This window comes from Ruegeria sp. BC7, assembly GCF_056539165.1.
This window is the reverse complement of record NZ_JBQFUL010000001.1, coordinates 333,587-359,811: the sequence shown is the minus strand read 5'-3', so window position 1 is coordinate 359,811 and position 26,225 is coordinate 333,587. Positions and strand designations below refer to the sequence as shown.

Sequence of the window (26,225 nt, the reverse complement as noted above, 5' to 3'; positions counted from 1 at the left end):
TGCTTTTGCAGGGGCCCTAAGTACAGGCAACGCAGCAGGCTCTGGATGCTTGAGTTTGAAAATGTCAGCAAGTCCTTCTGGACCGGAACCCGCCGCAAGGTGATCCTGGACAGGGTTTCGTTCCGGGTCGAACTTGGCAAGTCCATTGGTATTCTCGCGCCAAACGGCACCGGGAAAACGACGCTTATCAACATGATGGCGGGGCTGGAAAAACCGGACGAGGGGGTTATCCGAAAATCCTGCAGGGTGTCGTTTCCGATGGGATTTACAGGCGGCGTCTCGAACAAGCTGTCAGCTCTGGAAAACGCGCGATACATCGCAAAGATTTACGGCATGGATCCCGATTATGTCGAAGCGTATTGCAGTTGGCTTTGTGGCTTGGGGGAATATTTCGACCAACCGCTGGCCACCTATTCCTCTGGCATGAAGGCACGGTTTACTTTTGCCCTCATGCTGGCTTTGGATTTTGACATGTATCTTATTGACGAAGGGATGCCCGCGACGACCGATGTCGACTTTAACCGGAAAGCAGGCGATATCCTGCAGGAAAGGCTGCGCACAACCACCTTGGTGATAGTGTCCCACAGCCCCGAAGTGCTTGAGAAATTCGCGCGGCAGGCCGCCGTGCTAGTGGACGGGCAGCTCCATATGTTCGACACCTTGGAAGAGGCAAAACAGCTATATGACTACCAAACCCAAGGCTAGAATTTACGGCTGGAAGCGCAATCGCAAGGGCGCCGGAACCGCCGAAGCCCGAGCGGACGCCATATCGCGGATCCGAAAGGCGACCAATGCGCCGGACGCCGCCAACGAACCGCAACCCGGCACGACTATCGAGGACATCAAACGTGAGGGGCTGACAGGACGCCAATTACGGGTCGCACGGCGATTGGCGCAGAAACACGGCCTGTCAGCGACGTCCGACTATGACGCCGTTCGCTTGCTTAGAAAGAAGGGTATCGACCCCTTTGAACGCGCCAGCCTTCTGGACTTGGCCGCCGAAAAGGAACGCGCCGGGGATGAGGCCAAAGACACAATCAAGATTCAGCTACCTCAGACGCTTGCGGAAAGCCCACAGACACTGCCCGGCCCCGAGTTAAGCCCAGCGCAGCGCCGAGAGTTTGAGATCAGCGAAATACAAAAGGATATCGCGCGGCGACGCAGACTAAAACTGCTGGCACTGTTCGCTCGGTTGACGGCATTTATCCTGATCCCAACCCTGATCGTGGGCATGTACTTCTATCGCTTTGCAACGCCGATGTATGCCAGCGACTCGGCCTTTTCGATATTGCAGGCAGACGGGGGCGGCGCGGCGTTCGGCGGTCTTCTTGCGGGCACACAGTTCGCTACAGCGCAGGACTCGGTCGCCACGCAGGAGTTTCTGGAATCCAAGGACGCCCTGCTCAGGTTGGAGCGCGATATGGGGTTCTCGGACATCTTCAAGCAGGAATGGATTGATCCGATCCAACGCCTTTCGCCGGATGCAAGTCTTGAAGAAACCTATAAGCTGTACAAGCGGATGGTCACGATTGGCTATGACCCAAGCGACGGAATAATCCGCATGGAAGTCGCAGCGCCAGATCCAGAGATAGCGGTGGGGCTGTCCAATCGACTTCTTTCCTACGCCGAGGAAACGATCAACGGACTGACCGAATTGAAACGCGAGGACCAGATGCGTGACGCACTGGCCAGCTTTGAACTTGCCCAGGAAGAACGAAGACAGGCCCAGGAAAATCTGATCGAGCTGCAATTGCAGGGCGCGGTTCTGGACCCTGAGAACGTCATTGCCGGGCTACGCGCCCGTATAAACACGCTCGAGACCCAGCTTCAGGAAAAAGAGCTTCAACTGGCCGCTTTGCTAGACAATCTGCGCCCGAACAAGGCCAAAGTGGACGGCGCGCGTGCGGATATTGCACGCCTCGAAGGGGTTCTTGAAGAACTCAACGCCGAAATGCTGGATGTCTCTGCCGGCGAAAACTCTCTTGCGCGGTTAAGCGTTCGTATTCAGATGGCGCAAGCTGACCTCGCCGCGCGGGACATGATGCTGCAAACGGCAATGCAACAGATGGAAACCACCCGCACCGAAGCGAACCGAAAGGTCCGTTACCTGACCGTGTCCGTGAACCCTGTCCCAAGCCAGGATCCAACTTATCCGCGCAAATTTGAAAATACGATTTTGGCTTTCCTGTTGTTTGCTGGTATTTACCTGATGATCTCGCTAACAGCGTCGGTCCTTCGTGAACAGGTATCCTCGTAAGACACATGAAACATGTAAAAATCTCCGATCTCACGGTCGGCAATGATCTGCCTCTGACAGTCATTGCCGGTCCTTGTCAGCTTGAAACCGCTGACCATGCTCAAATGATAGCCGGCAAAATGAAAGAGGCGTGCGATGCCGCCGGTGCGCAGTACGTTTTCAAAGCCTCCTATGACAAGGCAAACCGCACATCCCTGTCCGGAAAGCGAGGTATGGGGATTGATGCCGGGCTGAAGGTTCTGGATGATATCCGCAAAACGATGGGTATTCCGGTTCTGACCGATGTCCATACCGAAGCCCAATGCGCCATCGCTGCCGAGGCCGTGGACGTCCTGCAAATCCCGGCGTTTCTGTGCCGCCAGACGGATATGTTGCTGGCCGCCGGGAACACTGGGAAAGCTGTGAACGTCAAAAAGGGACAGTTTCTTGCCCCGTGGGAAATGACCAATATCGTCGATAAGGTCGAAAGCACAGGAAACCAGAACATCCTTCTGACCGAGCGTGGAACCTCGTTTGGGTACAACACGCTGGTGGCCGACATGCGGGCGCTGCCTCAGATGGCGCAAACCGGGTACCCTGTCGTCATGGATGCGACCCACTCGGTTCAGCAACCCGGCGGCAAAGGTGGATCATCCGGCGGACAGCGTGAATTTGCGCCAGTCATGGCCCGAGCTGCTGTCTCTTTAGGCGTTGGAGCGGTTTTCATTGAAACCCATCAGGATCCGGACTCGGCACCTTCTGATGGTCCGAATATGATCCCATTGGATCAAATGCCTCAATTGATTGACACATTGATGCGCTTTGATGCACTGGCCAAAGCCAACCCAATTCAAATTTGAGCAAGAGCAATAATATGACCAAACCCATCCCCGAGGTGACCCCAAACACCTGGAGCTTTCTGCGCGACGCGATGATCAAACCCACCGGGTTCCGCGAATATGACGCCCGCTGGAAATACCCCGAAGAGATCAATCTGCCCGGCATGACCGCCCTTGGTCTGGGTCTGGGGACGCAGATGCGCAAACGCGGGATCGAACCAGTGATCGCGGTCGGCAACGATTATCGCGACTATTCGCTGGCCATTAAGAACGCGCTGATCCTGGGGTTGATGCAGGCGGGGATTCAGGTCAAGGACATCGGCCCCGCACTTAGCCCAATGGCCTATTTCGCGCAGTTCCATCTGGATGTGCCTGCGGTGGCGATGGTCACGGCCAGCCACAACCCGAACGGCTGGACCGGAGTGAAGATGGGCTTTGAACGCCCCCTGACCCACGGCCCCGATGAGATGTCCGAGTTGCGCGATATCGTCCTGAATGGCGAAGGCCAGACACATGAAGGCGGGTCATACGAATTCGTCGATGGCGTGAAGGAAGCCTATATCGACGATCTTGTTGGTGATTTCAAAATGTCGCGCCCGCTGAAGGTGGTCTGCGCGACCGGGAACGGCACCGCCTCGGCCTTTGCGCCCGAGATTTTTAAGCGGATGGGCGTCGAAGTGGTCCCCAGCCACAACCGGCTGGATTACACCTTCCCCAATTACAACCCCAACCCCGAAGCCATGGAGATGTTGCATGACATGGCCGACACCGTGAATTCCAGCGGCGCGGATATGGCGTTGGGATTTGACGGCGATGGCGACCGGTGTGGTGTTGTTGATGATGAAGGTGAGGAGATCTTCGCTGATAAGGTCGGTGTCATCATGGCGCGCGATCTGGCGAAACTTTACCCCAACTCCACCTTTGTGGCCGATGTAAAGTCAACCGGTCTGTTCGCCAGTGACCCTGAGTTGCAGGCACATGGGGTCAAGGCGGACTATTGGAAGACTGGCCATAGCCACATGAAGCGCCGGGTCAAAGAGATCAACGCGCTGGCCGGGTTCGAGAAATCGGGCCACTACTTTCTGGCAGAACCCATTGGGCGTGGATATGACTGTGGGATGCGCGTCGCGGTCGAGATTTGCAAGCTGATGGACCGCAATCCGGACCAAAGCATGTCGGATCTGCGCAAGGCTCTGCCAAAGACGTGGTCAACGCCGACCATGTCTCCCTATGCGGCGGATACCGAGAAATATGACATCCTCCAGAGGCTGGTCGACAAGTTGGTCGCCAAATCCGAAGCGGGTGAAACCTTTGCGGGCCGCGCAATCAAAGAGGTCGTAACCGTCAACGGCGCGCGGGTCATTCTGGACAACGGCAGCTGGGGTCTGGTGCGCGCGTCATCAAACACACCCAATCTTGTTGTGGTCTGCGAAAGCAGCGACAGCGAAGACGAAATGCGTGCAATCTTCGCAGACATAGACGCCGTCATTCGCACCGAACCCGGTGTTGGTGACTACGATCAGACCATCTGATTTGATCGCAGGGTTGGGGCGCGGATAACGCCCCAACCTATCAATCTGCGCCGAGCAGTTTCAAAAGCCCTTTCTTGGCCTCGTCTTCCAGCTTCTTCTTAACCGCTTTTTCAAGGCTTTCGCTGTCCGTGACGGCGGTGCCCAATTCGTCGCCGACCTTTTCAAGAACCTTCTGCTTGGCGTCTCCCTCCAGCGCCTTGATTTTTCCTTCGGCGGCAGCCTCGATCACCTTGCTCAGGTCGGGTTGAATCAACGGATTGCTCCACGGCCCCACAATTCTGACCGGAACCGAGAGCCCCTGCCCCGAGTTCGCCCGCAACGCGGTCGGCGTGAACAGATAATCAATGTTGCGTTCGCCGATACCTATCCGTCCCTTTCCATCAGCGCGGAAATTGTCCAGAGACATCAGCAAGTCGTCGTTTCTGAGCACGCCCTGATCAATGGTGAAACTTGCCGACAGGCTGTTGAAGACTGTGGCTCCACCGCTCCCCTCTCCGCGCCCCATCAAACGGTCCAGATCGATACCGGAAATGATGCCCTTCCCCGTTTCCAATCGCCCCTTGCCGCTGAGCGAACGCATGATTTGCGCTTCGGTTTGGCCGACCCCCAAGAACTCGAATGATCCCGATCCGGTGCCTGACAAGCGGTCGATATCCGCAACCGTGGTCAACGCTTGTTCAATGTCAATGCCCTCGGCCTGTAGATTGCCACCGACCGATAAGCCGTTCCGGTTATTTGCGACGACCTGACCCGTTAACTGACCCGCGAAAAGGGTCGCTGGAGTCATGTTCAAGACGGCACGTGATCGATCCAGATTCAGCGTCAGATCACTTGACCCAAAGGTTAATCCGGGAACAGCAATCGAATTGGCCGTAAGCCGGATTTTCCCATTGGCCAATGCAAGGGCCGACGCGTCAATGGGCGCGGTCGACCACCCTTGTGCGGGCGTAATCGTCGCCGATCCGCCGCCGTCACCAGCCTTGCTTGAAGGCGCGTTGAAGCGCGACAGATCAAGGTCACCGCCGTCCAGTCGCGCGGTAATCTGCGGAGGGTCCGAGATCACGATATCCGCCTCTCCCGCCAGCCGGTTATCATCCAGTTGCGCCACCATTTCACGCAGCGAGATACGGCCCTCGCTGGTGTAGGTCATATGGCCCGCGACTTCGGCAGTTCGCCCAAGGCCAAGCGGCACGCCAACGCCAGCCTGTCCGAATGCGGCCAGCATCCTTTCGGTGTCTTGCGCTTGGACATGCAGCTTGCCGTCCATCTCTCCGGCGAGGTTCACCAAGCCATCGAAATCCACTTCTCCGCCCGGTGCGCGTAAGAGCAATTCCAGAGGCGTCGCGACGCCGGTGGCATAGGCAGGCAAGTCCGGGATTTTCAGATCAACTTCTACCTTGCCGCCGGGGACACTCATTTTTGCCTCGACGAATAGCGGTGCAGTCACATCAGGCCAGTTTGCCGACAAGTCCACGTTGGCAAAATCGAATTTCACCGCTTTGTTTTCCACATAGACCAGACGGGCGTTGGTCAGTTCCAGAAAGTCCAGCGTTACCGCGCCCGTCTCATTTTGCGAGGGGGTACTTGCAGTATTGCCAGAGGATACAGGCGCCGCCCGGTCGAATTGCCAGTTGCCACGCCCGTCGGACAGCTCAAGCCGCAGCGTAGGGTTTTCGGCGATGATGCGGCGTATCCTCAGATCCCCCGAGATCAAAGCCGCGGCATCCACACCAACCGCCATGCTGTCTGCGCTCAGCATGGGCTCAGGTCCGGCCCATGACGCATTGCTGAACGTCACGGGGCCGGTTTCCATGCCCAAGACGGGCCAGAACGACAGCTTTACATCGCCGGATAGCTTTAAATCTCGTCCCGTCTGGGCGCGCACCTGCTCGGCCAGGATCACTGCCAGCTTGCCCCCGGGCATCATCAACAATGCTCCGATCACCAGCCCGATAACGGCCACAAGAAGGAAGGCGATGCGCAACAGCCATTTCATTTTTCTGCTCTCCGCTTGTCTGGCATGCGTTGAAAAGATCATTCAAAGCCTGCACAGCATTTGCAAGGGGAAGCTTTCCCCACTATATGCCGCGCCATGACCACGAACCCGCCGAACCTCCGCCCCGACCTGGCGCCTGCCGTCCGGATCACCGAGACACCCCGTTCAAACCAGCCGACCATCGGCATGGTGTCGCTGGGCTGCCCCAAGGCTTTGGTGGATAGCGAGCGTATTCTGACCCGCCTGCGGGCCGAAGGGTACGGGATATCGCCCGATTATTCAGGAGCGGATGCCGTGATCGTGAACACCTGCGGGTTTCTCGACAGCGCCAAGGCAGAGTCGCTGGATGCCATCGGTGAGGCTCTGGTCGAGAACGGCAAGGTGATCGTCACGGGATGTCTGGGGGCTGAGCCGGATTACATCCGTGAACATCACCCGCGCATCATGGCTGTCACCGGCCCGCATCAGTATGAACAGGTATTGGATGCAGTGCATCAGGCGGTGCCGCCCGATCCCGACCCGTTCGTGGATCTGCTGCCTGCTGCCAGCGTGCAACTGACCCCGCGCCATTACAGCTATCTGAAAATTTCCGAGGGCTGTAACCACAAGTGCAAGTTTTGCATCATCCCGGACATGCGCGGCAAACTGGCCAGCCGTCCCGCTCATGCGGTACTGCGCGAGGCCGAGAAGCTGGTCGAAAATGGCGTGCGCGAGTTGCTGGTGATCTCGCAAGACACCTCGGCCTACGGGCTGGATCGCAAATACGACGTGAACCCGTGGAAAGACCGTGAGGTCCGCAGCCATATCACCGATCTGGCGCGCGAGCTTGGGCAGTTGGACGCATGGGTGCGCCTTCACTATGTTTACCCCTACCCGCATGTGCGCGAGTTGATCCCGCTGATGGCGGATGCGGGCTGCAACGTGCTGCCCTATCTGGACATTCCGTTCCAACATGCGCACCCCGACGTTCTAAAACGCATGGCTCGCCCTGCGGCCGCCGCCAAGACGCTGGATGAAATCGCCGCGTGGCGCGCAACCTGCCCGGACATCACGCTGCGCTCGACCTTCATCGTCGGCTATCCCGGCGAAACCGAAAGCGAATTCCAAACCCTGCTGGATTGGATGGACGAGGCCCAGTTGGATCGCGTCGGGTGCTTTCAATACGAAAACGTGGATGGCGCACGGTCGAACGATTTGCCCGACCATGTCCCGGCCGACGTCAAACAGGACCGTTGGGAGCGTTTCATGGAAAAGGCGCAAGCGATTTCCGAGGCAAAGCTGGCCGCCAAAGTGGGCCAGAAACTCGACGTGATCGTGGACGAGGTCGATGATGAGGCCGCCACCTGTCGAACGAAAGCCGATGCGCCAGAGATTGATGGCAACCTATTCATCGACGAAGCCTTTGAAAGCCTGAAGCCCGGCGACATTGTTTCTGTCGATGTGGACGAGGCTGGCGAATACGACCTTTGGGGCAAACTGGTCTGACCTGCTCGGCCAAGATCGTAGGAGCGTGAAACAAGTTTATTGGCGTTTTGCGCCCATTTCGTGGATCATGACGGGACAGCCTGCCTTGAAATCAGGAGGGTTCCTTGCCCAGCTTGCACCGTTTTGGCCTGAATTTGTTGGCTCTGGTCGTCGTCGCCCAGCTTTGCGCCCTTCCCGTTTTCGCCAATAGCAAAGGAACAGGCGGGTTCATTTTCATCGGATCGGACTCGGTCAGCCTGCACCTTCGCAGCAAACACCGGGTCCACAGGTATTATGCTGCTCCGAAAGTGTATCACCGCAAGACTACACCCACGGTAGACGGGCACAAATCCAACGCGACCGTGCTTGAATACACGGGTAAACCCAAGGTCCACCACCACAAAGACCACCGCTATAAAGCCAAGTCAAAACGGTATTACGGCAAACCAGCGAAGCGGTATCACTACTCGGTGCACAGCCCTTTCAACCGATTGTCTTCGCCCTATTACATTCCGCAAAACTACGGCATTCGACGCCGGTAGGCGCGGCCGAAATCTGACATCAGAACAGGCTGATAAGCCCGATAACCCATGCCACACCAGCGGCAACGGCGGTCAGCGCAACAGCAGCACTGGCCGCGTCTTTTGCCTGCCCCGCCAACACGTTGTGATCCGTGGACGTATGGTCAACCGCGCGTTCAACTGCCGTATTGAACAGCTCTGCCACCATCACCAACACGCCCAGCACAATAATCAGCGCGCGCAGGCCGTCGGACAGCGGTAATAAAAGAGCCAAGGCGATCGAAACAAGGTTGGACCACGCCCAAGCGCGAAACGAATACTCATCCTTCCACGTCGCGGCGAAACCCTGCCAGCTCCAGCGTGTGCGATCTATCAGGCGTGCAAAGAAATTTTTCATGAACCCTCGGCTTTCAGGCAAGAAAAAACCGCCCGAATGGGGCGGCAGAACGTCCGGGTGCAGGCGGCCCGAACTTGGGCCACCTGCTGAATGTTTATTGTGCGACTGGATTACAGACAGTCTGGCCAGCCTCGGTCGTGGCCAACTCGGTTCCTGCCGGGCAGCTCGGAGTGCCGTATTTGTCGTACTCAGGCGTGATGTAGACCGGAGCCGGCTCCTCTTGCTGCGAGCATGCAGCCAGAATCAGGGCGATTGCGCTAACGGCAGCGAATTTAATTTTCATGTCCGTCATTCCTCTATCAATTTTCTAGTATTGCCCTGAAATTCGGGGCCGCGCTAAAAATACGACTTCATTGACTTTTTTGCAACAAAATCAATCACGAATATGTGAGAGCGGCAAAACCATGCTGCCAAGCCCGCCTAAAGGGACACCACTACAGTTTTCCCAAAACCGCTCTACACTTGGAAAAAGAACGCAGCAGAGCAAGGAGAAGCCCCATGTCAGACGCCCCGATCATAACTCAGAAATCCCCATATCCTGTCGAAGTGACCGAGGGCAAAAACTATTTCTGGTGTGCTTGCGGCCGCTCGAAACGGCAGCCCTTTTGTGACGGTTCTCATAAGGGCACAGGGATTGAGCCGATAAAATACACAGCGGATTCCAGCAAAAAGGTATTTTTCTGCGGCTGTAAAAACAGCGCAAAAAGGCCGCTTTGCGACGGGTCGCACTCGAAACTCTGACTACGTTTTCAGTGCATTCAGCGAGTCTGCGTTTGCGCAGAAGTGTGGCGCAGAGTCGGATTGCGCCTGCTGTACTGACAGCCACGCCGTGCACCGCTGGCTGCATTGAGAGGCGCGGCAGCGCGTGACCATCTCGGTGTATTTGTCAGGGCTGAGGCGTCCGTCGGCCATGGCCTCGGTCAGGGACACATTCATGCATCGTGCCACCGATCGGGTAAGCCAAAAGTGTTTTTCGACATCCCCAAGAATATCCGGCATCGTCAGCCATCCCGTGCTTGCTGCGCCTTGAGCGCTGTAAACCTCTTGCGGTTGGGGCAGGTTCGCGGAGCCCGTTCGACAGTTTCGTTTTCGTCCAGCCATTCAGGGCACTTGGCCGCCCACGTGCATCCCTGACACGACCTCACCATTTCGGCCCAGTCCTGCTGGCTCAGCCGCCCCTGCCGGTGAGCGGCAACGACATCTGTACCCGTCGTCTTTCCCATACGCAGCACAAGCCGCATGTGAGTCATGAGCTCTCCCAACCTCTGCATCAGCGGTCCGATGCTGGGATCAGTTGGTTGAAAAGAGGCTTGTTCCTACAGTATTCCGGAGTATTCCCAGTCATCTCGGCCCGGTTCAGTAGGCTTTGGCAATGATCTGGATTTGCGCACCCGGTACAGCGAAGAACGGCGTCCGAGATTTGGTCGATCGAAACATCCCCGCGGATTGCGGCATCTTCCAAATCGACGCCAACCCTATTCGCCATTCGGTCGACCAGTTCGGCGTGTTTTTTGAGCGTTTCCCGGCTATGCATACGGCATCCTTTCCCTAACGCATTTGCTCTAGGATAGACGATGCCCCGGCACAGGCATTTGACTCAGGTCAAGACCCGGCTGCTATGTGATCAAGGTAGGCGCGCGTGGCGTCCTGAACGCGGCGAAAGCGATCTCCGCCAAGTTTCTTGCCGCCATACCACCGCGTGACGATGATGACGTGACCGTCCAGTTCCGCACGCTCCATCATGCGCAGGATCACCATGCCTGCGCCGCTTTCGCCATCATCGGCTTTCAACGCTCCGGTTGATAGCATAGCCGCCCAGGTATTGTGCGTCGCCTTGGCATAGCTTTTGTCTGACTTCAGTTCCTGCAAGACGGCATCTACATCCTCACGCGTGGTCACAGGCGCGCCGGTGACCGCATATTTCGATCCGCGATCCGTCAGAACAACTCCCAACCGCGTCAGTGCAGTCATTGGGTCAGCCCAAGTTGGCGCGCGGTTTCAACGACGATCTGCACGCGCTGCTGGTTGGGTGGGTGCGTTCCCAGAAAACTGTCGTCAGGATCAGGGAGGCGATCAAAATACTTGGCCCCGATCAAAGGGTTGTACCCAGCCTTGAAGGTGATGACAGTACCGAGCTGATCCGCCTCTAGTTCAAAATCCTTGATGTAAACCTGCGCACCCACCTGTGCGCCCAGTTTCTGTGCCTTTTCCACATCGGCCCCGTCTGCACCGCCCAGCCGAGCCAGTTCACCGAAAATCTCGGCGCTTTCGCGCGCGTTCACGGTCTGGCGCGGTATGTGCCGCAGGATGTGATGAGCCGCCTCGTGCCCCATGACAAAAGCCAGTTCATCGGGGTTCTGGGCAGACTGGATCATCGAACGGGTGAAAATGATGACAGGCTGGTTATTGTCGTCCAGCGTCTGAAATGCATTGGCCGGAGCCTTGGGGTCCAGGTCAACCAAGATCGTAAAGTCGCAATTGGTGACATCGGAACGCGTCAGACACTCTGTTCTTGCCTGCTGTCCGACCTTCTGACTGATCTCCTGAAACTTGATGGCTTCGACCCGGAAATCGTCCGTATCCTGCTGCCATTCGGCCGCAGGTTGAACGCGCAAGATTTCGGCTTCGCAGGCCGCCAGCATCAGGGGAAGCAACAGATAGGTCAGACGGCGCATGGATCATCCTTTGAAACGGTCTTGCCGTTTTATTTGACCATAGCGCGGTCGCAAAGGGACCGCCACAGCATGATTGCGACTGAACGGGTTGCATTGCAATCAATCGCCCTGCACTGTTGCCTTATGTTTTCGATAGAGCATGAATTCGACTCGACGGTGATCACCCTGGTGGATGAAGGCGCCAAGCCTTTGCAAGAGGATGTGGTTATCAACAATTTCGCTGAATGTGTAACGCTGGAACAACTGGACCCGCGCACGGACACGGTGCAGAAAATCACCCTGTCGCCCGAACAGGTACGAGACCTCGCAGCCGCGCTGGACTTGCCCGAAGGCGTCTATCAGATTCACGAAAAGCCCCATCCGGGTTGATAGACCAACCCCGCGCCTCGTGCCCGAACAGTCGCAAACTTAGACGACGCCCCATGTGATGCGCTTGGGGCGCGGCTTCAACCGCGATACCATCCCGAGTCGCCAAAATCCTTCAGCGTTCGTGGGTTATGCGGCTACAGTCTGGTCATTCTTCCCGCCTAACCGCAAACGCCCTTGCAAGGCTGACCACTGGATGAAATTGATCTGGGCAACCCAGCCGTTTGCCCTTGAAACCCGCCAGGCGTTCGACCAGATACACATTGCCAATGTAAAGGAAGTTAACATATGTCCTTGAAGAATCCGGCCGCCTTGGAGTTTCTGCAATCGCGCCGGTCCCGTCCTGCAAAAACACTTGTGGCTCCGGCCCCGTCGCGCGAAGAACTGATGCCGTTGCTGACCGCGGCAGCGCGTAGCCCGGATCATGGCAAGCTGGAACCCTGGCGTTTTATCGTCCTCGAAAAAGGCGCGATGCCACGACTGTCGGCATTGACGCAGGAGTGCGGAGAACGACTGGGTAAATCCCCCGAAGACATCGCAAAAGCCCGCAGCCAGTTCGACATGGGTCATCTTGCTGTTGCGGTGGTAGAAGTGCAAAAGCCCTCCGAAAAAGTTCCGGCCATCGAACAGACATATTCGGCGGGGGCAGTATGCCTTGGCTTGCTAAACGCCGCGCTCGCCATGGGCTGGGGTGCGAACTGGTTGTCGGGCTGGCAGACCCATGATGCCGAATTTTGCCGCTCTGCCTTCGGGCTACAGGACAACGAGCGCGTGGCCGGATTGATTCATATCGCAACAGAAGGCGCCACGCCTCCTGAACGTCCGCGTCCTGACGTTGCCTCTCTGACCGAATGGGTGTCCGAATGATGATCCTGAACGCATTCTTTGCGGCCCTGGGTCAGATCGGCGATGCCAAGTTCCGTGCCGTATTGCTGCGCGGCGTCGGCCTGACTATCGCCCTGTTGATTGCCGCTTGTGCGGCGGCAATCTGGCTGATCAACTGGCTATCCAGTGGTGAAATGTCCTTGCCCTTTGTCGGCGCGGTGCCGTGGCTCAACGACGTGCTGAACTATTCTGGCATCTTCGTGGTCCTGATTCTTCCGGTTTTTCTGATGATGCCCATCGCCTCGGCCATTATCTCGATGTTTCTGGAAGAGGTCGCGGAAGCCGTCGAGGATAAACACTATCCCAACTTGCCCAAAGTGCCCGGAATTCCGTTCAGCGAAGGCGTACGCGACGCCATCAGCTTTATGGGCGTTCTCATCGCAGCAAACCTTTTGGCCCTGATCCTTTATGCGATCTTCACACCGCTATTCCCGTTTATCTTTGTGGCAATGAACGGATTCCTGCTGGGGCGAGAATACTTTACGTTGGCCGCGATGCGTCGGATCGGGCGCGAGGGCGCGCGCAAGCTGCGCTCCAAACACTCCACTACCATTTGGCTCGCTGGCACTCTGATGGCGATTCCGCTGTCGGTGCCATTGGTGAACCTGGTTATTCCCATCATAGGCGCCGCCACGTTCACTCATATCTACCACAAGCTGTCAGGGCCGACGCCCTGACGCTTAGTTGCGCGATTCCAACTGGTTCAGCCAATCGAAATCGCGCACCGAGATCACCCCAGAAATGATGATCCCCGCGATGATCGCCCACAGCACCACCGATATACCGGTGGTGATCCACATCTTCTTTTTCATGTGATGAACTTCGGGCGCTCCGGCATGTGTGCCCGGCACGATATCACCCAGGTCGCCCTGCGTCTTGATGCGGATAGGCAGAACGATAAGCAGCGTCATGAACCAGATGACGGCAAACAGAACAAGTGCAGCTGTGATGGTCATGACGCCACTCCGAAACTTGACTTAAACCTGTTCTAGCTCGACCAGACAGCCATTAAAGTCCTTGGGATGCAGGAAAAGGACCGGCTTGCCGTGCGCCCCTATCTTGGGTTCGCCCGACCCCAGAACCCGGGCACCGGTTTCCTTCAGGTGATCGCGCGCGGCGATGATATCTTCCACCTCGTAGCAGACATGATGGATGCCGCCCGAAGGATTCTTTTCGAGAAACCCGTTGATTGGGCTGTCATCGCCAAGCGGGTAAAGAAGTTCGATCTTGGTGTTGGGCAGTTCGATAAAAACCACCGTCACGCCGTGATCGGGTTCATCCTGTGGCGCGCCGACCTTGGCGCCCAACGCGTTGCGGTACTGGGCGGAAGCAGCCTCTAGATCGGGGACTGCAATGGCGACGTGGTTCAGGCGACCAATCATAGAACTCTCCTCTGTTCTCAGTGTTGCAGCGGTTATGGGGACTGTTCCAGCAAAGAACAAGTGCGCCAAATTGCCGTTAACGTGGTGTTAGCCAGAAGTTCCTAGCGTCAAGCATCTGCTGAATAGGAGTTCTGCCATGGACGATTCGTGCCCCATTTCTTCGCCCGCGCAGCCGACCGCCACACGGCCACTGCTGGGTCAAACGATTTTGGTTGTTGAGGACAGTCGCTATACCTGCGACGCGATCCGCCTCATGTGTCTTCATTCAGGCGCGCGCATCCGGCGCGCAGATTGCTTGAAGTCAGCCAGGCGTCATCTGCAAATCTATCGCCCATCCGTCATTTTGATCGACATGGGCCTGCCCGACGGATCTGGCGCTGAGCTTATCGCGGAACTGGTCGACGCCACGCCGCGGATTGGTGCTATTTTGGGCATGTCAGGCGACGACAACACCGAACCGACCGCACTCGCGGCCGGAGCCGACGGCTTTCTTGAGAAACCTCTCAATTCTCTGGCGTATTTCCAGACCTCAATTCTGGAACGCCTGCCCGAAGACCGCCGCCCGCACAGCCTTCATGCCGTTCGGGATGAGGTCATCACCCCCGACCATATGGCGTATCAGGACGACATGGCGCACATCGCCGATGTACTGGCCGGGCCAAATGATCACCGCTCATTGGACTATGCGGCACAGTTCCTGCGCGGCGTGGCCCGTGACGCAGGTGACACGGTCCTGGCTGACGCGGCACGACAGCTTGCAAAGTCGCGGTGTGACGGAACGCCCTTCACTGCCGTGGTCGCGCAGCTAGCTGGAATTGTTCAATCCCGTCTGGCGCGGCGCGAGGCGATTTGAATGGCAACAGCCTATTTCGTGACCGCGACAATCCTGAGTATTTGAGTATATGCACAGACTCGCACGGCGGCCCGCAACATTCGGCAGGCGCGGACAAAACTGCGCGATCCGATTGAAAGAACCGGTCAGCTTTGAATGTGTCACGAAAGGCTGAACCGACGGCTAGGCACCGTCGATTCAGCGGTAAGTTTTGGCTTACTCCTGGGGGATAATCCGCAGCCCCAGTTCCATCAACTGATCCGAGGTCGGGTCAGACGGCGCATCCATCATCAGGTCTTCGGCGCGCTGGTTCATGGGGAACATCATGACCTCGCGGATATTGGCCTCATCCGCCAACAGCATCACGATCCGGTCGATACCCGCAGCGCACCCGCCGTGCGGCGGCGCGCCATAGTGGAATGCATTGAACAAGGCACCAAAGCGGGATTTCACTTCATCCTCACCATAGCCCGCCAGTTCAAACGCTTTCAACATAATCTCAGGCTTGTGGTTCCGGATCGCACCCGAGACCAGCTCATACCCGTTACAGGCCAGATCGTACTGATATCCCCGCACGTCCAGAGGATCACCCTGCAGCGCCTCCATCCCGCCCTGCGGCATCGAGAACGGGTTGTGTTCAAAATCGATCGCGCCGGTTTCTTCATCCTGCTCGTAGATCGGGAAATCGACGATCCAGGCAAAAGCAAAGCGGTCTTTTTCGGTGAGGCCAAGTTCTTCGCCGATCACGTCGCGCGCCTTACCGGCGACCTTTTCAAAGGCTTTCGGCTTGCCCCCCAGGAAGAACGCCGCATCGCCGACACCCAGACCCAGCTGCTGACGGATCGCCTCGGTGCGCTCGGGGCCGATGTTCTTGGCCAGCGGTCCTGCGGCCTCCATCCCTTCGCCCTGATCGCGCCAGAAGATGTAGCCCATCCCCGGCAGACCCTCTTTCTGAGCGAACGCGTTCATACGGTCACAGAACTTGCGGCTGCCACCACTCGGCGCTGGAATCGCGCGAATTTCGGTGCCCTCTTGCTCCAGCAGCTTTGCGAAAATCGCAAAGCCAGACCCGCGGAAGTGGTCGGAGACCACTTGCATTTTAATAGGGTTACGCAGGTCGGGCTTGTCGGTGCCGTACCACAGGGCCGCGTCCTTGTAGGAGATTTGCGGCCACTCCTGATCCACCTTGCGGCCACCGCCGAATTCCTCGAACACACCGGTTAGAACGGGCTGGATCGTGTCGAACACGTCCTGCTGCTCGACAAAGGACATCTCAAGGTCAAGCTGGTAGAAATCGGTGGGCGAGCGGTCGGCGCGCGGGTCTTCGTCGCGAAAACACGGCGCGATCTGGAAATACTTGTCAAAGCCCGACACCATGATCAGCTGCTTGAACTGCTGAGGTGCCTGCGGCAGCGCATAGAACTTGCCCGGATGCAGGCGTGAGGGCACCAGAAAGTCGCGCGCACCTTCGGGGGACGAGGCCGTGATGATCGGCGTCTGGTATTCGCGGAAGCCCTGATCCCACATGCGTTTGCGCATCGAGGACACGACGTCCGAGCGCAGGGTCATGTTCTGCTGCATCGCCTCACGGCGTAGGTCCAGATAGCGATAGCGCAGGCGAGTTTCCTCGGGGTATTCCTGATCTCCGAACACCATCAGCGGCAGTTCGTCGGCCGCGCCCAGCACTTCCAACTCGCGCACGTAAACCTCAACCTCGCCAGTGGGCAGTTTCGGGTTCACCAGCTCAGGATCGCGCGCTTTGACGGTGCCGTCGATGCGGACACACCATTCCGAGCGGACCTTCTCCAGCTCTGCAAATGCAGCGCTGTCACCGTCGCACAGAACCTGAGTTACGCCGTAATGGTCGCGCAGGTCGATGAACAGCACGCCGCCGTGATCTCGGACACGATGCACCCAACCGGACAGGCGGACGGTTTCACCAACATTGGCGGCGGTCAGAGCGGCGCAGGTGTGGCTGCGATAGGCGTGCATGGATCATATCCCTTCGGGCGCAGAATTCGTCGCGCCGATACACCCTGTCAGGCTTGGAAAGTCAAGGCGGGTCAGCCCGTCAAAACGGCCTTTGCACGTTGCCCGAGTAGAAATAGATGCCCAGACCCGCCGCAAAGATGATGTTCCCTGCAATCGCGTGCAGCAGCACCGCGTAGAAAAACGAGCCGCGTCTGCGATAGGCCCAAGTGAACAACAGCCCGCCACCAAAGGTCATGATGGCAACGATACAGCTCCAATACATTAGGTGAGCCAGTGAAAACAGGGACGCATTCAGCAGGTAAAAGGCCCGGCCATCCGGCAGGATGGCGTGGTATCGGCGATAAAACAGGACGCGGAACAGCAATTCCTGCGGCAATGCCGAGATCAAAGGATAGAAAGTCCAGATGACGATCAGAAACTCGGGCCGGTTGCGCAGCAGAAAGAATGCGGCCTCGGGCTTCGTGGACATCACAAGCGCGCTGCAAAATACCGTCATTGCGATGGCAAAAATTGCCACTTCGCCCCAAGACCAGTTACGCCAGTTGTATCGCAGCTCAGCCCAGGCAAAGCCCGGCGTATAGTGCAAAAGCAATATGCCCAGCGCCGTAAAGGTGAACAGGGATGGGAACATCCAATTCGGCGGGAAGAACACCGCGATCAGAACCGGGACCGCCACGAAGAACAGCCCAAACTCTAGTCGCAACCGCAAAAGCGGTGCCGCGCGGTCGGCCCAATCGGTTTGTTTACTCACTCTGCCGCCAACTCCGCTCGGATCAGACCACGCAAGGAATTTCCTACGAAGACCTTTTCCGCATTTCGCAGATCGGTCAAGGTCAGAGCGGCCTCGGTAACTTGTTTATTATCAAGCAATTCTTCGCGCAGGATGCCGGGCAGCAAACCGCTGGATAGCGCGGGCGTCAGGCAACGACCATCCGGCATGAGCAAAAACAGGTTGGTAATCGTACCCTCACACAATTCCTCACGCTCGTTGACGAAAAGCAACTCGTCGATCCCCTTGGGCAGCGCAGCGCGGGCCGTATCATAAAGCGCCCGCTGCGTTGTCTTATGTTGCAGCCAGATATCCGAGGCCGTCAGGCGCTGATCCGCCACAGCCACCCGCCAGACCGGAGGGTTCTCGGCCAAAGCCCCTGTCGTAACCTCAAACTCGCCGTTCGCAGCCAAGGTCAAACGACAGCGCAAAGGCGAAGTCCCGGCGGCACGATCCAGCGCCTCCTCTGCCTGCTGCGCTCCGAACGGTATCCCCAGCGCCTTGGCGGTGCGGCCCATCCGCGCCAGATGACGATCGCGGCGCACAAAGCCCTGCTCCGGCCGGAAGGCCAGCGTTTCGATTATGCGGAAGTCAGGGTCATCTGGCGGGCGAAGCGGGCCTTCCATAGCGCCTCCTCATATTCTGACGGGGCGGTGCTGTCCCAGACGACGCCGCCACCCACGTTTAAGGTCGCCTTGCCATCCTCGACCATCAAAGTGCGGATTGCCACGTTGAATTCCGACCGCCCATCCGGGGCCGCCCAACCGATCGCACCACAATAGATATCGCGCGGCCAAGGCTCGAGGTCGGACAGAATCTCCATCGCACGGATCTTGGGCGCGCCAGTGATCGAGCCGCAGGGGAACAATGCCATCAGGATATCCGACAGCTCGGCCCCCAGATGCAACTGCGCCTGCACCAATGAGATCATCTGGTGCACGGTCGCATAGGTCTCGACCTTGAACAGCTCGGGCACTTTGACCGAGCCGGGCAGCGCGACGCGGCTGATATCGTTGCGCAGCAAGTCTACGATCATCAGGTTTTCGGCCCGGTTCTTTTGGTCCACTGACAAAAACTCGCGACGTCGCGCGTCCTCGGCCATATCCTCGCTGCGGGGCTGAGTACCCTTCATCGGGCGCGTTTCGATCCCACGGTCCGTATCGGTGCGAAAGAATAGCTCGGGCGAGCGGCTAAGCAGATCGGGCAGGCCGTCCTGCTGTACAAGCGCGCCGTGCCCCACCGGCTGACCTGACGCAAGTGCGGCGTATAAGGCGGCGCTGTCGCCCTCGACCGTCAGATCGATCGGAAATGTCAGATTGGCCTGATAGATGTCGCCTGCGCCGATGGCGTCGTGGACCTGCTGAAACGCGCGGGCGTATCGTGCCTCGTCCCAGCGCGGCACAAACCCGGTGATTCCACCACTGGAGGCTGGCAGATCGTTGCGAACAGGCGCGTCGTAAACGCCGAAACACAGCAAAGGCAGGCGGCGGTCGTCCGGCATCCGGGCTGCAAGGCGAGGCTCCAGCACATATCCCAGTTCGTAACTGGCATAACCTGCCAACCACCTGCCTTCGGCGCGCGCCTCATCCAGCGCCGCCAACGCTTGGGGCACATCCTCCGCCGTGTCAGCGCGGATCACATTGGCGGGCCTGTCAAAACTGGTTCCCGGCCCCGCCGGGCCATGATCAAAACGAATACGCAAGTGCATCCTCATTTGCCGTGCTGCGCGGTATAGAGGATAAGGCGGCAAGGGAAAGAGGGGAAAGCGGCAATTTCGCCGCCGTTTCCGATACCCCTTGAACCTTTTCGCGCGGTCCCTATAACGCAGGACAATTTGGGCGCTTGGGGGTGCCCTGACTCGCGAACAATCGAAGGAACGTGGCCATGCCCAGAAGAACCGACATCCAGTCGATCATGATCATTGGGGCGGGCCCCATTGTTATTGGTCAAGCCTGCGAGTTCGACTATTCCGGCGCGCAAGCGTGTAAAGCGCTGCGGGAAGAAGGGTATCGGGTTATCCTGGTGAACTCAAACCCGGCCACCATCATGACTGACCCCGGTCTGGCCGATGCCACCTATATCGAGCCGATCACCCCAGAGGTTGTCGCCAAGATCATCGAGAAAGAGCGCCCAGACGCCCTCCTGCCCACCATGGGCGGTCAGACCGGTCTGAACACCTCGCTCGCGCTCGAGGAAATGGGCGTTCTGGATAAATTCGGCGTTGAGATGATCGGCGCCAAGCGCGACGCCATCGAAATGGCCGAAGACCGCGCCCTGTTCCGCGAAGCGATGGACCGGCTGGGCATCGAAAACCCCAAGGCCGAGATCGTAACAGCCCCCAAGGACGCGGACGGCAAGAAAGACCTGGACGCAGGTGTGGCGCTGGCTTTGGAGACACTTGAAACGGTCGGCCTGCCTGCCATCATCCGCCCCGCCTTTACACTGGGCGGGACCGGTGGCGGCGTGGCCTATAACCGCGAGGATTATATCCATATTTGCCGCACTGGCATGGATGCCTCCCCTGTTGGCCAAATCCTGATCGACGAAAGCCTGCTGGGTTGGAAAGAATATGAGATGGAGGTGGTCCGCGACACCGCCGACAACGCTATCATCGTCTGTTCCATCGAAAACGTGGACCCGATGGGCGTGCATACCGGGGACTCGATCACCGTGGCCCCTGCCCTGACGCTAACCGACAAAGAATATCAGATCATGCGCAATCACTCGATTGCCGTGCTGCGCGAGATCGGGGTCGAAACCGGCGGATCGAACGTACAATGGGCCATCAACCCGGACGATGGCCGGATGGTTGTGATCGAGATGAACCCGCGCGTGTCGCGCTCGTCGGCGCTGGCGTCCAAGGCAACCGGTTTCCCGATTGCCAAGATCGCAGCAAAACTGGCCGTGGGTTACACGCTGGACGAGTTGGACAACGATATCACCAAGGTCACGCCCGCCTCGTTCGAGCCGACCATTGACTATGTCGTCACCAAAATCCCGAAATTCGCCTTCGAGAAATTCCCGGGGTCCGAGCCCTACCTGACCACCGCGATGAAGTCAGTGGGCGAGGCCATGTCCATCGGTCGCACAATCCACGAATCGATGCAAAAGGCCTTGGCCTCGATGGAATCTGGGCTGACCGGATTTGATGAGATCGAAATTCCCGGCCTGAACGTGGGTCTGTGGGACGAAGCTGATGACAAGGCCGCCGTCATCAAGGCAATCAGTCAGCAGACGCCGGATCGTCTGCGCACCATTGCGCAGGCCATGCGCCACGGCCTGACCGACGACGAGATCTTTGGTGTAACCAAGTTCGACCCGTGGTTCCTGGCCCGCATCCGCGAGATCATCGAAGCCGAGCGTCAGATTCGCAAGGACGGCCTGCCCGTCACCGAGGAAGGCATCCGCAAACTCAAGATGCTTGGTTTCACCGACGCGCGTTTGGGCAACCTGACCGGCCGGGATGAGGACAACGTCCGCCGCGCCCGCCGCAATCTGGGCGTCAAGGCCGTATTCAAACGTATCGACACCTGCGCTGCCGAGTTCGAGGCGCAGACGCCCTATATGTACTCGACCTACGAAGCCCCGATGATGGGTGAGGTCGAATGTGAGGCGCGCCCGAGCGACCGGAAAAAGGTTGTCATTCTGGGTGGTGGCCCGAACCGGATCGGTCAGGGGATCGAGTTTGACTATTGCTGCTGTCACGCCTGTTTCGCACTGACCGAAGCGGGCTATGAGACTATCATGGTCAACTGCAACCCCGAGACGGTCAGCACCGACTATGACACCTCGGACCGTCTGTATTTCGAGCCGCTGACCTTTGAACACGTCATGGAAATCCTGACCAAGGAACAGGAAAACGGCACGCTGCACGGCGTGATCGTTCAGTTCGGCGGTCAAACGCCACTGAAACTGGCCAACGCGCTCGAGGCTGAGGGCATTCCGATCCTCGGCACCACGCCCGACGCGATTGACCTGGCCGAAGACCGTGAACGCTTCCAGGCTCTGGTCAACGATCTGGGTTTGAAACAGCCCAAGAACGGCATCGCCTCAACCGATGAACAGGCGCTTGAGATCGCGGACGAGATCGGCTTCCCGCTGGTCATCCGCCCCTCATACGTTCTGGGCGGGCGCGCGATGGAAATCGTGCGCGATATGGAGCAGTTGAAGCGCTATATCAACGAGGCCGTCGTGGTCTCGGGCGACAGCCCCGTTCTGCTGGACAGCTATCTGGCCGGAGCGGTTGAACTGGACGTCGACGCGCTGTGCGACGGCACCGATGTACACGTCGCTGGCATCATGCAGCACATCGAAGAAGCCGGCGTACATTCGGGCGACTCGGCCTGTTCGTTGCCGCCCTATTCGCTGTCCAAGGATATCCTCGACCAGATCAAGGATCAGGCGTTCAAACTGGCCAAGGCGCTGAACGTTGTGGGCCTGATGAACGTGCAGTTCGCGATTAAGGATGGCGAGATTTACCTGATCGAAGTGAACCCGCGCGCCTCGCGCACGGTGCCGTTTGTCGCAAAAGCCACCGACAGCGCAATCGCGTCCATTGCGGCGCGCATCATGGCGGGTGAGAAACTCTCGGCCTTCCCGATGCGCCCTGCATACAAAGAGGGTCAGGACACCAAGATCGCCGACCAGATGACTCTGGCCGACCCGGACATGCCGTGGTTCTCGGTGAAAGAGGCCGTACTGCCCTTTGCCCGCTTCCCCGGTGTCGACACCATTCTGGGGCCGGAAATGCGTTCCACCGGCGAGGTCATGGGCTGGGACCGCGACTTCCCGCGCGCCTTCCTCAAGGCGCAGATGGGGGCCGGAATGGTTCTGCCCTCCGAGGGCCGCGCATTTATATCGATCAAGGATGCCGACAAGACCTCTGCAATGCTGGAGGCCGCACAGGTGCTGACCGCACAGGGCTTCTCGCTGGTCGCCACACGCGGCACGCAATCGTGGCTGGCGGAAAAAGGTGTGGCCTGCGATGTGGTCAACAAGGTCTATGAGGGCCGCCCGGACGTGGCGGACATGCTGAAAGATGGTCAGGTGCAGTTGGTGATGAACACCACCGAGGGCGCACAGGCGGTCGAGGACAGCAAGGCCATCCGCTCGATCGCGCTTTATGACAAGATCCCCTACTTCACCACCGCCGCAGCCAGCCATGCGGCAGCGTTGGCGATCAAGGCGCAGGCCGAGGGCGATGTCGAGGTCAAATCCCTGCAGGGCTGACCTCACCGCCCGAACCAGAATAAAGCAAAACCCCCGGTCATCGACCGGGGGTTTTTCATTTAAACAACAGGTTGCGGAGCCTTCTTTCGCCTATCCTCTGGCAGAAAGAACACCAAGTAGAACACTGGCGCGGCGACCATCGTCAGAATGGTGGCAAAGGCCAGCCCCCCCATGATCGTCACCGCCATCGACTTGAAGAAAGCATCTGTCAACAGCGGCGCCATGCCAAGAATTGTGGTGATCGCCGCCAGCATCACCGGACGCAGACGCGAGACCGACGCTTCGATGATTGACTCGCGCAGCCCCTTGCCGGTTTCGCGGACAAGGTCGATTTCTTCGACCAGAACGATCCCGTTCTTGATCAGCATACCGGACAGGCTGAGCAGGCCCAGCAGGGCTGTAAAGGTGAACGGCAGACCGGTTCCCAACAGGCCGATCACCACGCCATTGACCGACATCGGCACAAGCAACCAGATAATGATCGGCTGGCGAACGGCGTTGAAGATCAAAACAGAGATCAAGACCATGATCAGCAGGCTCAGAGGCAACTGCCGGCCAAGGCTTTCATTCGCGTCCCCCGCATTTTCAAACTCACCACCCCACTCCATGCGATAGCCGGTCGGAAGATCCATGGTTTCAATGGCGCTGCGCACTTCGGAATGCACCTGCGCTGCCGTCAGGTCAGACGGGATATCCGCCCCGACTGTGACGGTCAGCACCCTGTCGCGGCGATGTACCAACGTGTTCACAGCCTTGTATTCAAACCCATCAACCATTTGCTCGATGGGGACGAACTTTCCGGATTGATCCGAGAAAACCACCTGATCAACGATCGAGTAATCTCCGTCTGCGGGTCGCCGCAGAATAATCGGGATCAGGCGATCGCGTTCGCGCAACATGCCGCCAGATATCCCGTCTGTCGAGAATTGCAGCGTGGCGGCAATATCCTCGCGCGTGACTCCGGCGGTCTGCGCCCGTTCGGTTGCATAGATTGGCTGCACCACCAGCTCTTTCTCGCGCCAATCGTGGTGCACGTTCAGCACGTTGTCCGACGCCTCTCGCATCCGCAAAACGGCCTCATCCGCAAGCTGCCGCAATACGGCCGGGTCACTGCCCGAGAAACGCGCCTGTATCGGATCGCCGCCACCGGGACCAAACACCAGACGCCGGGTCCGGAATTCGCCCTCTGGGAACTGGGCCGCACCAAAGGCCTCGAGTTCCGCCTGCAGATGCGGAATATCATCCAGCGTTCTAGTGCGGATGATCAGATGGCCGTAGCTCGGGTTAGGCTTTTCGGCTGTGTATGTCAGCAGAAAACGGGTCGCCCCTTGTCCCACGAATGTCGTGACAGAAACCACTTCTTCACGCTCGGCAAGCCAATCTTCAAACACAGCCATATCCTCTGAGGTCCGAGAGATCGGAGTGCCCTGCGGCAGCTTGTAGTGGACGAAAAACAAAGGCGTGTTCGAGTCAGGGAAAAACTGCTGTTTCACAAGACCAAAACCGGCGAAACAGGCGACTGTCACCCCAACCAGACCGGTAATCACCAGCCAGCGGAACCGCAGCGCCGATCGCAGGATAGCGCCGTAGATGCGGAACATGATCCCACCATAAGCGTCCACCGCGCCCTCTTTGCCCTGTTTGAAAAAGTAGTGGCCCAGCAGCGGGGTTACGGTCAACGCCAGCACCCAGCTCAAAAGCAGAGAGATACCGATCACGGCAAATAGCGAGAACAGGAATTCGCCCGTCGCATCAGGGCTGAGGCCGATACCCGCAAAGGCCATGATCCCAATGATCGTAGCACCCAACAGCGGTATTTGCGTCTTGGATGCAGCCTCGTCCGCAGCTTCGCGTGAGGTCTTGCCCCGCAACATCGCGATCTGCATGCCCTCGGCAACCACAATGGCGTTGTCCACCAGCATCCCCATTGCGATGATCAGCGCGCCCAGCGAAATCCTCTCCATCTCGATCGAGAAAATCGACATGAACAGCAACGTGCCGACAACGGTCAGCAACAGGGTCGTGCCGACAACGATCGCCGCGCGCCACCCCATGAACAGCGCCAGCACCGTGACCACAATGGTCACGGACAGCGCGAGGTTCACGAGGAAATCGTTCGAGGCTTGTTCAACCACGACATGTTGCTGATAGATCGGCTGGATTTCCACGCCGAACGGAACCTGAGAATCCAGCTCGGCAAACTTGGCGTCGGCCCGCTTGCCGACCTCGACGATATTTTCCGACGACAGGCCAGCAATGCCCAGCGTGAAAGCCTCGGACCCGTCAAAGCGGATGACGACGTCTGGATCGGTTTGACGCCCGCGATACACGTCGGACATGTCAAACAGGTTGATCACCTGCCCCTGAGACCCAACGGACAGGCCAGCAATGGCTGAAACACTGTCGGACCCTTCCGCTGTCAGAATGGTTGTACGTTCATTCTCGGTCCTGACCGAACCCGACGCATTCACCGAATCTGCATTGGCAATGGCTTGGTTGATCGCCTGAATAGGCACGTTCTGGTTCACCGTGATCGCCAGATCAGGTTCGACGAAGATTGCCTCCTCAGGCAGTCCCATCACCTCGACATCGGCCACGCCTTCGACAGTCAACAATTCGCGGCGCAAAAAGGTTGAAAGCTCGTGCTTTTCGGCGTCAGAGAACCCGTCCGCAGTCACGGCGTAGAACAATCCAAACACATCGCCAAAGCCGTCATTGACCCGCGGCTCACTTACGCCCGAAGGCAGTTGTCCTGCGGCGTCACGCATCTTGGCGCGCAGTTTGGTCCACACATCAGGCAGTTCCGTGCCGTCATAGGTGGATTTGATTTCAACCTCGATCAGCGAGAAACCGGGCTGGTTGATCGAGGTAATTGTATCGACCTCGCCCATCTGCTGAATGGCCGATTCCAAAGGTTCGGACACTTCCAGCGCGACTTGCTCTGCCGTAGCACCGGGATATTGAGTGGAAATGACCGCGTTCTTGATGGTGAAGGCCGGATCCTCAAGCCGACCCAGCGACAAGAACCCCCAGATACCGCCAAGCAAGGCAATCAGGATGATCAACCATGTGTAGATCGGGCGGTCGATGGATGCGCGTGCAATGTTCAT

Annotated in this window: 27 protein-coding genes; 12 read left to right on the top strand and 15 right to left on the bottom strand. The window is 58.2% G+C overall.

The genetic code is table 11. The features are described from left to right. The first annotated feature begins 45 nt into the window (after positions 1-45). The 4 genes from ACR0KS_RS01600 to ACR0KS_RS01585 are packed head-to-tail and all read left to right on the top strand — an operon-like array spanning position 46 to position 4,607. On the top strand, positions 46-705 hold the full coding sequence (locus ACR0KS_RS01600; protein ID WP_170384682.1) for an ATP-binding cassette domain-containing protein: 660 nt from the start codon (positions 46-48) through the stop codon (positions 703-705). Beyond that, positions 683-2,257 (top strand): capsule biosynthesis protein, encoded by a 1,575-nt coding sequence (locus ACR0KS_RS01595; RefSeq protein ID WP_170561953.1) that lies wholly within the window; start codon positions 683-685, stop codon positions 2,255-2,257. The genes ACR0KS_RS01600 and ACR0KS_RS01595 overlap by 23 nt, the downstream gene beginning before the upstream one ends. Before the next feature lie 5 nt (positions 2,258-2,262). Further along, positions 2,263-3,096, top strand: coding sequence for a 3-deoxy-8-phosphooctulonate synthase (gene kdsA / locus ACR0KS_RS01590; RefSeq protein WP_170384686.1), 834 nt, complete (start codon positions 2,263-2,265; stop codon positions 3,094-3,096). A gap of 14 nt (positions 3,097-3,110) precedes the next feature. Next, a complete protein-coding gene (locus ACR0KS_RS01585) occupies positions 3,111-4,607 on the top strand; it encodes a phosphomannomutase/phosphoglucomutase (RefSeq protein ID WP_170561950.1) in 1,497 nt (498 codons plus the stop codon). 40 nt (positions 4,608-4,647) lie between these two features. Here ACR0KS_RS01585 and ACR0KS_RS01580 read toward each other — a convergent pair whose 3' ends face one another. Beyond that, positions 4,648-6,603, bottom strand: coding sequence for an AsmA family protein (locus ACR0KS_RS01580; RefSeq protein WP_170561947.1), 1,956 nt, complete (start codon positions 6,601-6,603; stop codon positions 4,648-4,650). A gap of 96 nt (positions 6,604-6,699) precedes the next feature. Between ACR0KS_RS01580 and rimO the strand changes: the two genes are divergently transcribed. Beyond that, positions 6,700-8,088 carry a 30S ribosomal protein S12 methylthiotransferase RimO gene (rimO, locus tag ACR0KS_RS01575; RefSeq protein ID WP_170561944.1) on the top strand — a complete coding sequence of 463 codons (1,389 nt, stop codon included), beginning with the start codon at positions 6,700-6,702 and terminating at the stop codon, positions 8,086-8,088. Positions 8,089-8,192: 104 nt separating this feature from the next. Next, positions 8,193-8,609, top strand: a complete 417-nt coding sequence (locus ACR0KS_RS01570; protein ID WP_170561941.1) for a hypothetical protein — start codon at positions 8,193-8,195, stop codon at positions 8,607-8,609. A gap of 19 nt (positions 8,610-8,628) precedes the next feature. On the opposite strand, the gene ACR0KS_RS01565 is transcribed toward ACR0KS_RS01570, so the two are convergent. Together ACR0KS_RS01565 and ACR0KS_RS01560 are read right to left on the bottom strand one after the other, a co-directional pair. Then, positions 8,629-8,985 (bottom strand): diacylglycerol kinase, encoded by a 357-nt coding sequence (locus ACR0KS_RS01565; RefSeq protein ID WP_170484126.1) that lies wholly within the window; start codon positions 8,983-8,985, stop codon positions 8,629-8,631. 94 nt (positions 8,986-9,079) lie between these two features. Further along, the gene (locus ACR0KS_RS01560; protein ID WP_170384698.1) at positions 9,080-9,268 is read right to left on the bottom strand and encodes a hypothetical protein; all 189 of its coding nucleotides are present in this window, start codon (positions 9,266-9,268) and stop codon (positions 9,080-9,082) included. A 215-nt stretch (positions 9,269-9,483) separates the two neighbouring features. Between ACR0KS_RS01560 and ACR0KS_RS01555 the strand changes: the two genes are divergently transcribed. After that, positions 9,484-9,726 carry a CDGSH iron-sulfur domain-containing protein gene (locus tag ACR0KS_RS01555; RefSeq protein WP_170561938.1) on the top strand — a complete coding sequence of 81 codons (243 nt, stop codon included), beginning with the start codon at positions 9,484-9,486 and terminating at the stop codon, positions 9,724-9,726. On the opposite strand, the gene ACR0KS_RS01550 is transcribed toward ACR0KS_RS01555, so the two are convergent. The 5 genes from ACR0KS_RS01550 to ACR0KS_RS01530 all read right to left on the bottom strand — a co-directional run bounded on the left by ACR0KS_RS01550 (position 9,727) and on the right by ACR0KS_RS01530 (position 11,660). Further along, complete coding sequence (locus ACR0KS_RS01550; protein ID WP_170548325.1) at positions 9,727-9,984, bottom strand: DUF6455 family protein; 258 nt, start codon at positions 9,982-9,984, stop codon at positions 9,727-9,729. A 2-nt stretch (positions 9,985-9,986) separates the two neighbouring features. Next, complete coding sequence (locus ACR0KS_RS01545; RefSeq protein ID WP_480681232.1) at positions 9,987-10,256, bottom strand: DUF6455 family protein; 270 nt, start codon at positions 10,254-10,256, stop codon at positions 9,987-9,989. After that, complete coding sequence (locus ACR0KS_RS01540) at positions 10,256-10,471, bottom strand: DUF6455 family protein (RefSeq protein WP_480693136.1); 216 nt, start codon at positions 10,469-10,471, stop codon at positions 10,256-10,258. Before ACR0KS_RS01540 ends, ACR0KS_RS01545 begins: the two co-directional genes overlap by 1 nt. A gap of 116 nt (positions 10,472-10,587) precedes the next feature. After that, entirely contained in the window at positions 10,588-10,956 is a 369-nt protein-coding gene (locus tag ACR0KS_RS01535) for a YigZ family protein (protein WP_170484132.1), read from the bottom strand. Further along, the gene (locus tag ACR0KS_RS01530) at positions 10,953-11,660 is read right to left on the bottom strand and encodes a M48 family metallopeptidase (RefSeq protein WP_170411375.1); all 708 of its coding nucleotides are present in this window, start codon (positions 11,658-11,660) and stop codon (positions 10,953-10,955) included. The genes ACR0KS_RS01535 and ACR0KS_RS01530 overlap by 4 nt, the downstream gene beginning before the upstream one ends. A 123-nt stretch (positions 11,661-11,783) precedes the next feature. Between ACR0KS_RS01530 and ACR0KS_RS01525 the strand changes: the two genes are divergently transcribed. From ACR0KS_RS01525 to ACR0KS_RS01515, 3 genes are all read left to right on the top strand, one after another. Further along, positions 11,784-12,029, top strand: coding sequence for a hypothetical protein (locus ACR0KS_RS01525; protein WP_170384710.1), 246 nt, complete (start codon positions 11,784-11,786; stop codon positions 12,027-12,029). Between the two features lie 285 nt (positions 12,030-12,314). Continuing rightward, complete coding sequence (locus ACR0KS_RS01520) at positions 12,315-12,893, top strand: nitroreductase family protein (RefSeq protein ID WP_170561932.1); 579 nt, start codon at positions 12,315-12,317, stop codon at positions 12,891-12,893. Then, positions 12,893-13,588: an EI24 domain-containing protein gene (locus tag ACR0KS_RS01515; protein WP_170563345.1), complete on the top strand. Its 696-nt coding sequence runs from the start codon at positions 12,893-12,895 to the stop codon at positions 13,586-13,588. The genes ACR0KS_RS01520 and ACR0KS_RS01515 overlap by 1 nt, the downstream gene beginning before the upstream one ends. A 3-nt stretch (positions 13,589-13,591) precedes the next feature. Here the strand turns inward: ACR0KS_RS01515 and ACR0KS_RS01510 are convergent, their stop codons facing one another. Beyond that, the gene (locus tag ACR0KS_RS01510; protein WP_170561929.1) at positions 13,592-13,867 is read right to left on the bottom strand and encodes a DUF1467 family protein; all 276 of its coding nucleotides are present in this window, start codon (positions 13,865-13,867) and stop codon (positions 13,592-13,594) included. A 21-nt stretch (positions 13,868-13,888) separates the two neighbouring features. Continuing rightward, entirely contained in the window at positions 13,889-14,293 is a 405-nt protein-coding gene (mce, locus tag ACR0KS_RS01505; protein ID WP_170384716.1) for a methylmalonyl-CoA epimerase, read from the bottom strand. A 136-nt stretch (positions 14,294-14,429) separates the two neighbouring features. Here mce and ACR0KS_RS01500 point away from each other — a divergent pair, with 136 nt between their 5' ends. Beyond that, positions 14,430-15,146, top strand: coding sequence for a response regulator (locus ACR0KS_RS01500; RefSeq protein ID WP_170561926.1), 717 nt, complete (start codon positions 14,430-14,432; stop codon positions 15,144-15,146). A 195-nt stretch (positions 15,147-15,341) separates the two neighbouring features. Here the strand turns inward: ACR0KS_RS01500 and aspS are convergent, their stop codons facing one another. The 4 genes from aspS to ACR0KS_RS01480 form a co-directional block, all read right to left on the bottom strand. After that, complete coding sequence (gene aspS / locus ACR0KS_RS01495; protein ID WP_170561923.1) at positions 15,342-17,117, bottom strand: aspartate--tRNA ligase; 1,776 nt, start codon at positions 17,115-17,117, stop codon at positions 15,342-15,344. Between the two features lie 79 nt (positions 17,118-17,196). After that, positions 17,197-17,868 (bottom strand): CPBP family intramembrane glutamic endopeptidase, encoded by a 672-nt coding sequence (locus ACR0KS_RS01490; RefSeq protein WP_170561920.1) that lies wholly within the window; start codon positions 17,866-17,868, stop codon positions 17,197-17,199. Continuing rightward, positions 17,865-18,512: an aminotransferase class IV family protein gene (locus tag ACR0KS_RS01485; RefSeq protein WP_170561917.1), complete on the bottom strand. Its 648-nt coding sequence runs from the start codon at positions 18,510-18,512 to the stop codon at positions 17,865-17,867. The genes ACR0KS_RS01490 and ACR0KS_RS01485 overlap by 4 nt, the downstream gene beginning before the upstream one ends. Then, complete coding sequence (locus ACR0KS_RS01480; RefSeq protein ID WP_170561914.1) at positions 18,467-19,594, bottom strand: aminodeoxychorismate synthase component I; 1,128 nt, start codon at positions 19,592-19,594, stop codon at positions 18,467-18,469. The genes ACR0KS_RS01485 and ACR0KS_RS01480 overlap by 46 nt, the downstream gene beginning before the upstream one ends. A gap of 176 nt (positions 19,595-19,770) precedes the next feature. Between ACR0KS_RS01480 and carB the strand changes: the two genes are divergently transcribed. Further along, on the top strand, positions 19,771-23,115 hold the full coding sequence (gene carB / locus ACR0KS_RS01475; protein ID WP_170411412.1) for a carbamoyl-phosphate synthase large subunit: 3,345 nt from the start codon (positions 19,771-19,773) through the stop codon (positions 23,113-23,115). A 59-nt stretch (positions 23,116-23,174) separates the two neighbouring features. Here carB and ACR0KS_RS01470 read toward each other — a convergent pair whose 3' ends face one another. Further along, on the bottom strand, positions 23,175-26,225 hold the full coding sequence (locus ACR0KS_RS01470) for an efflux RND transporter permease subunit (protein ID WP_170561911.1): 3,051 nt from the start codon (positions 26,223-26,225) through the stop codon (positions 23,175-23,177).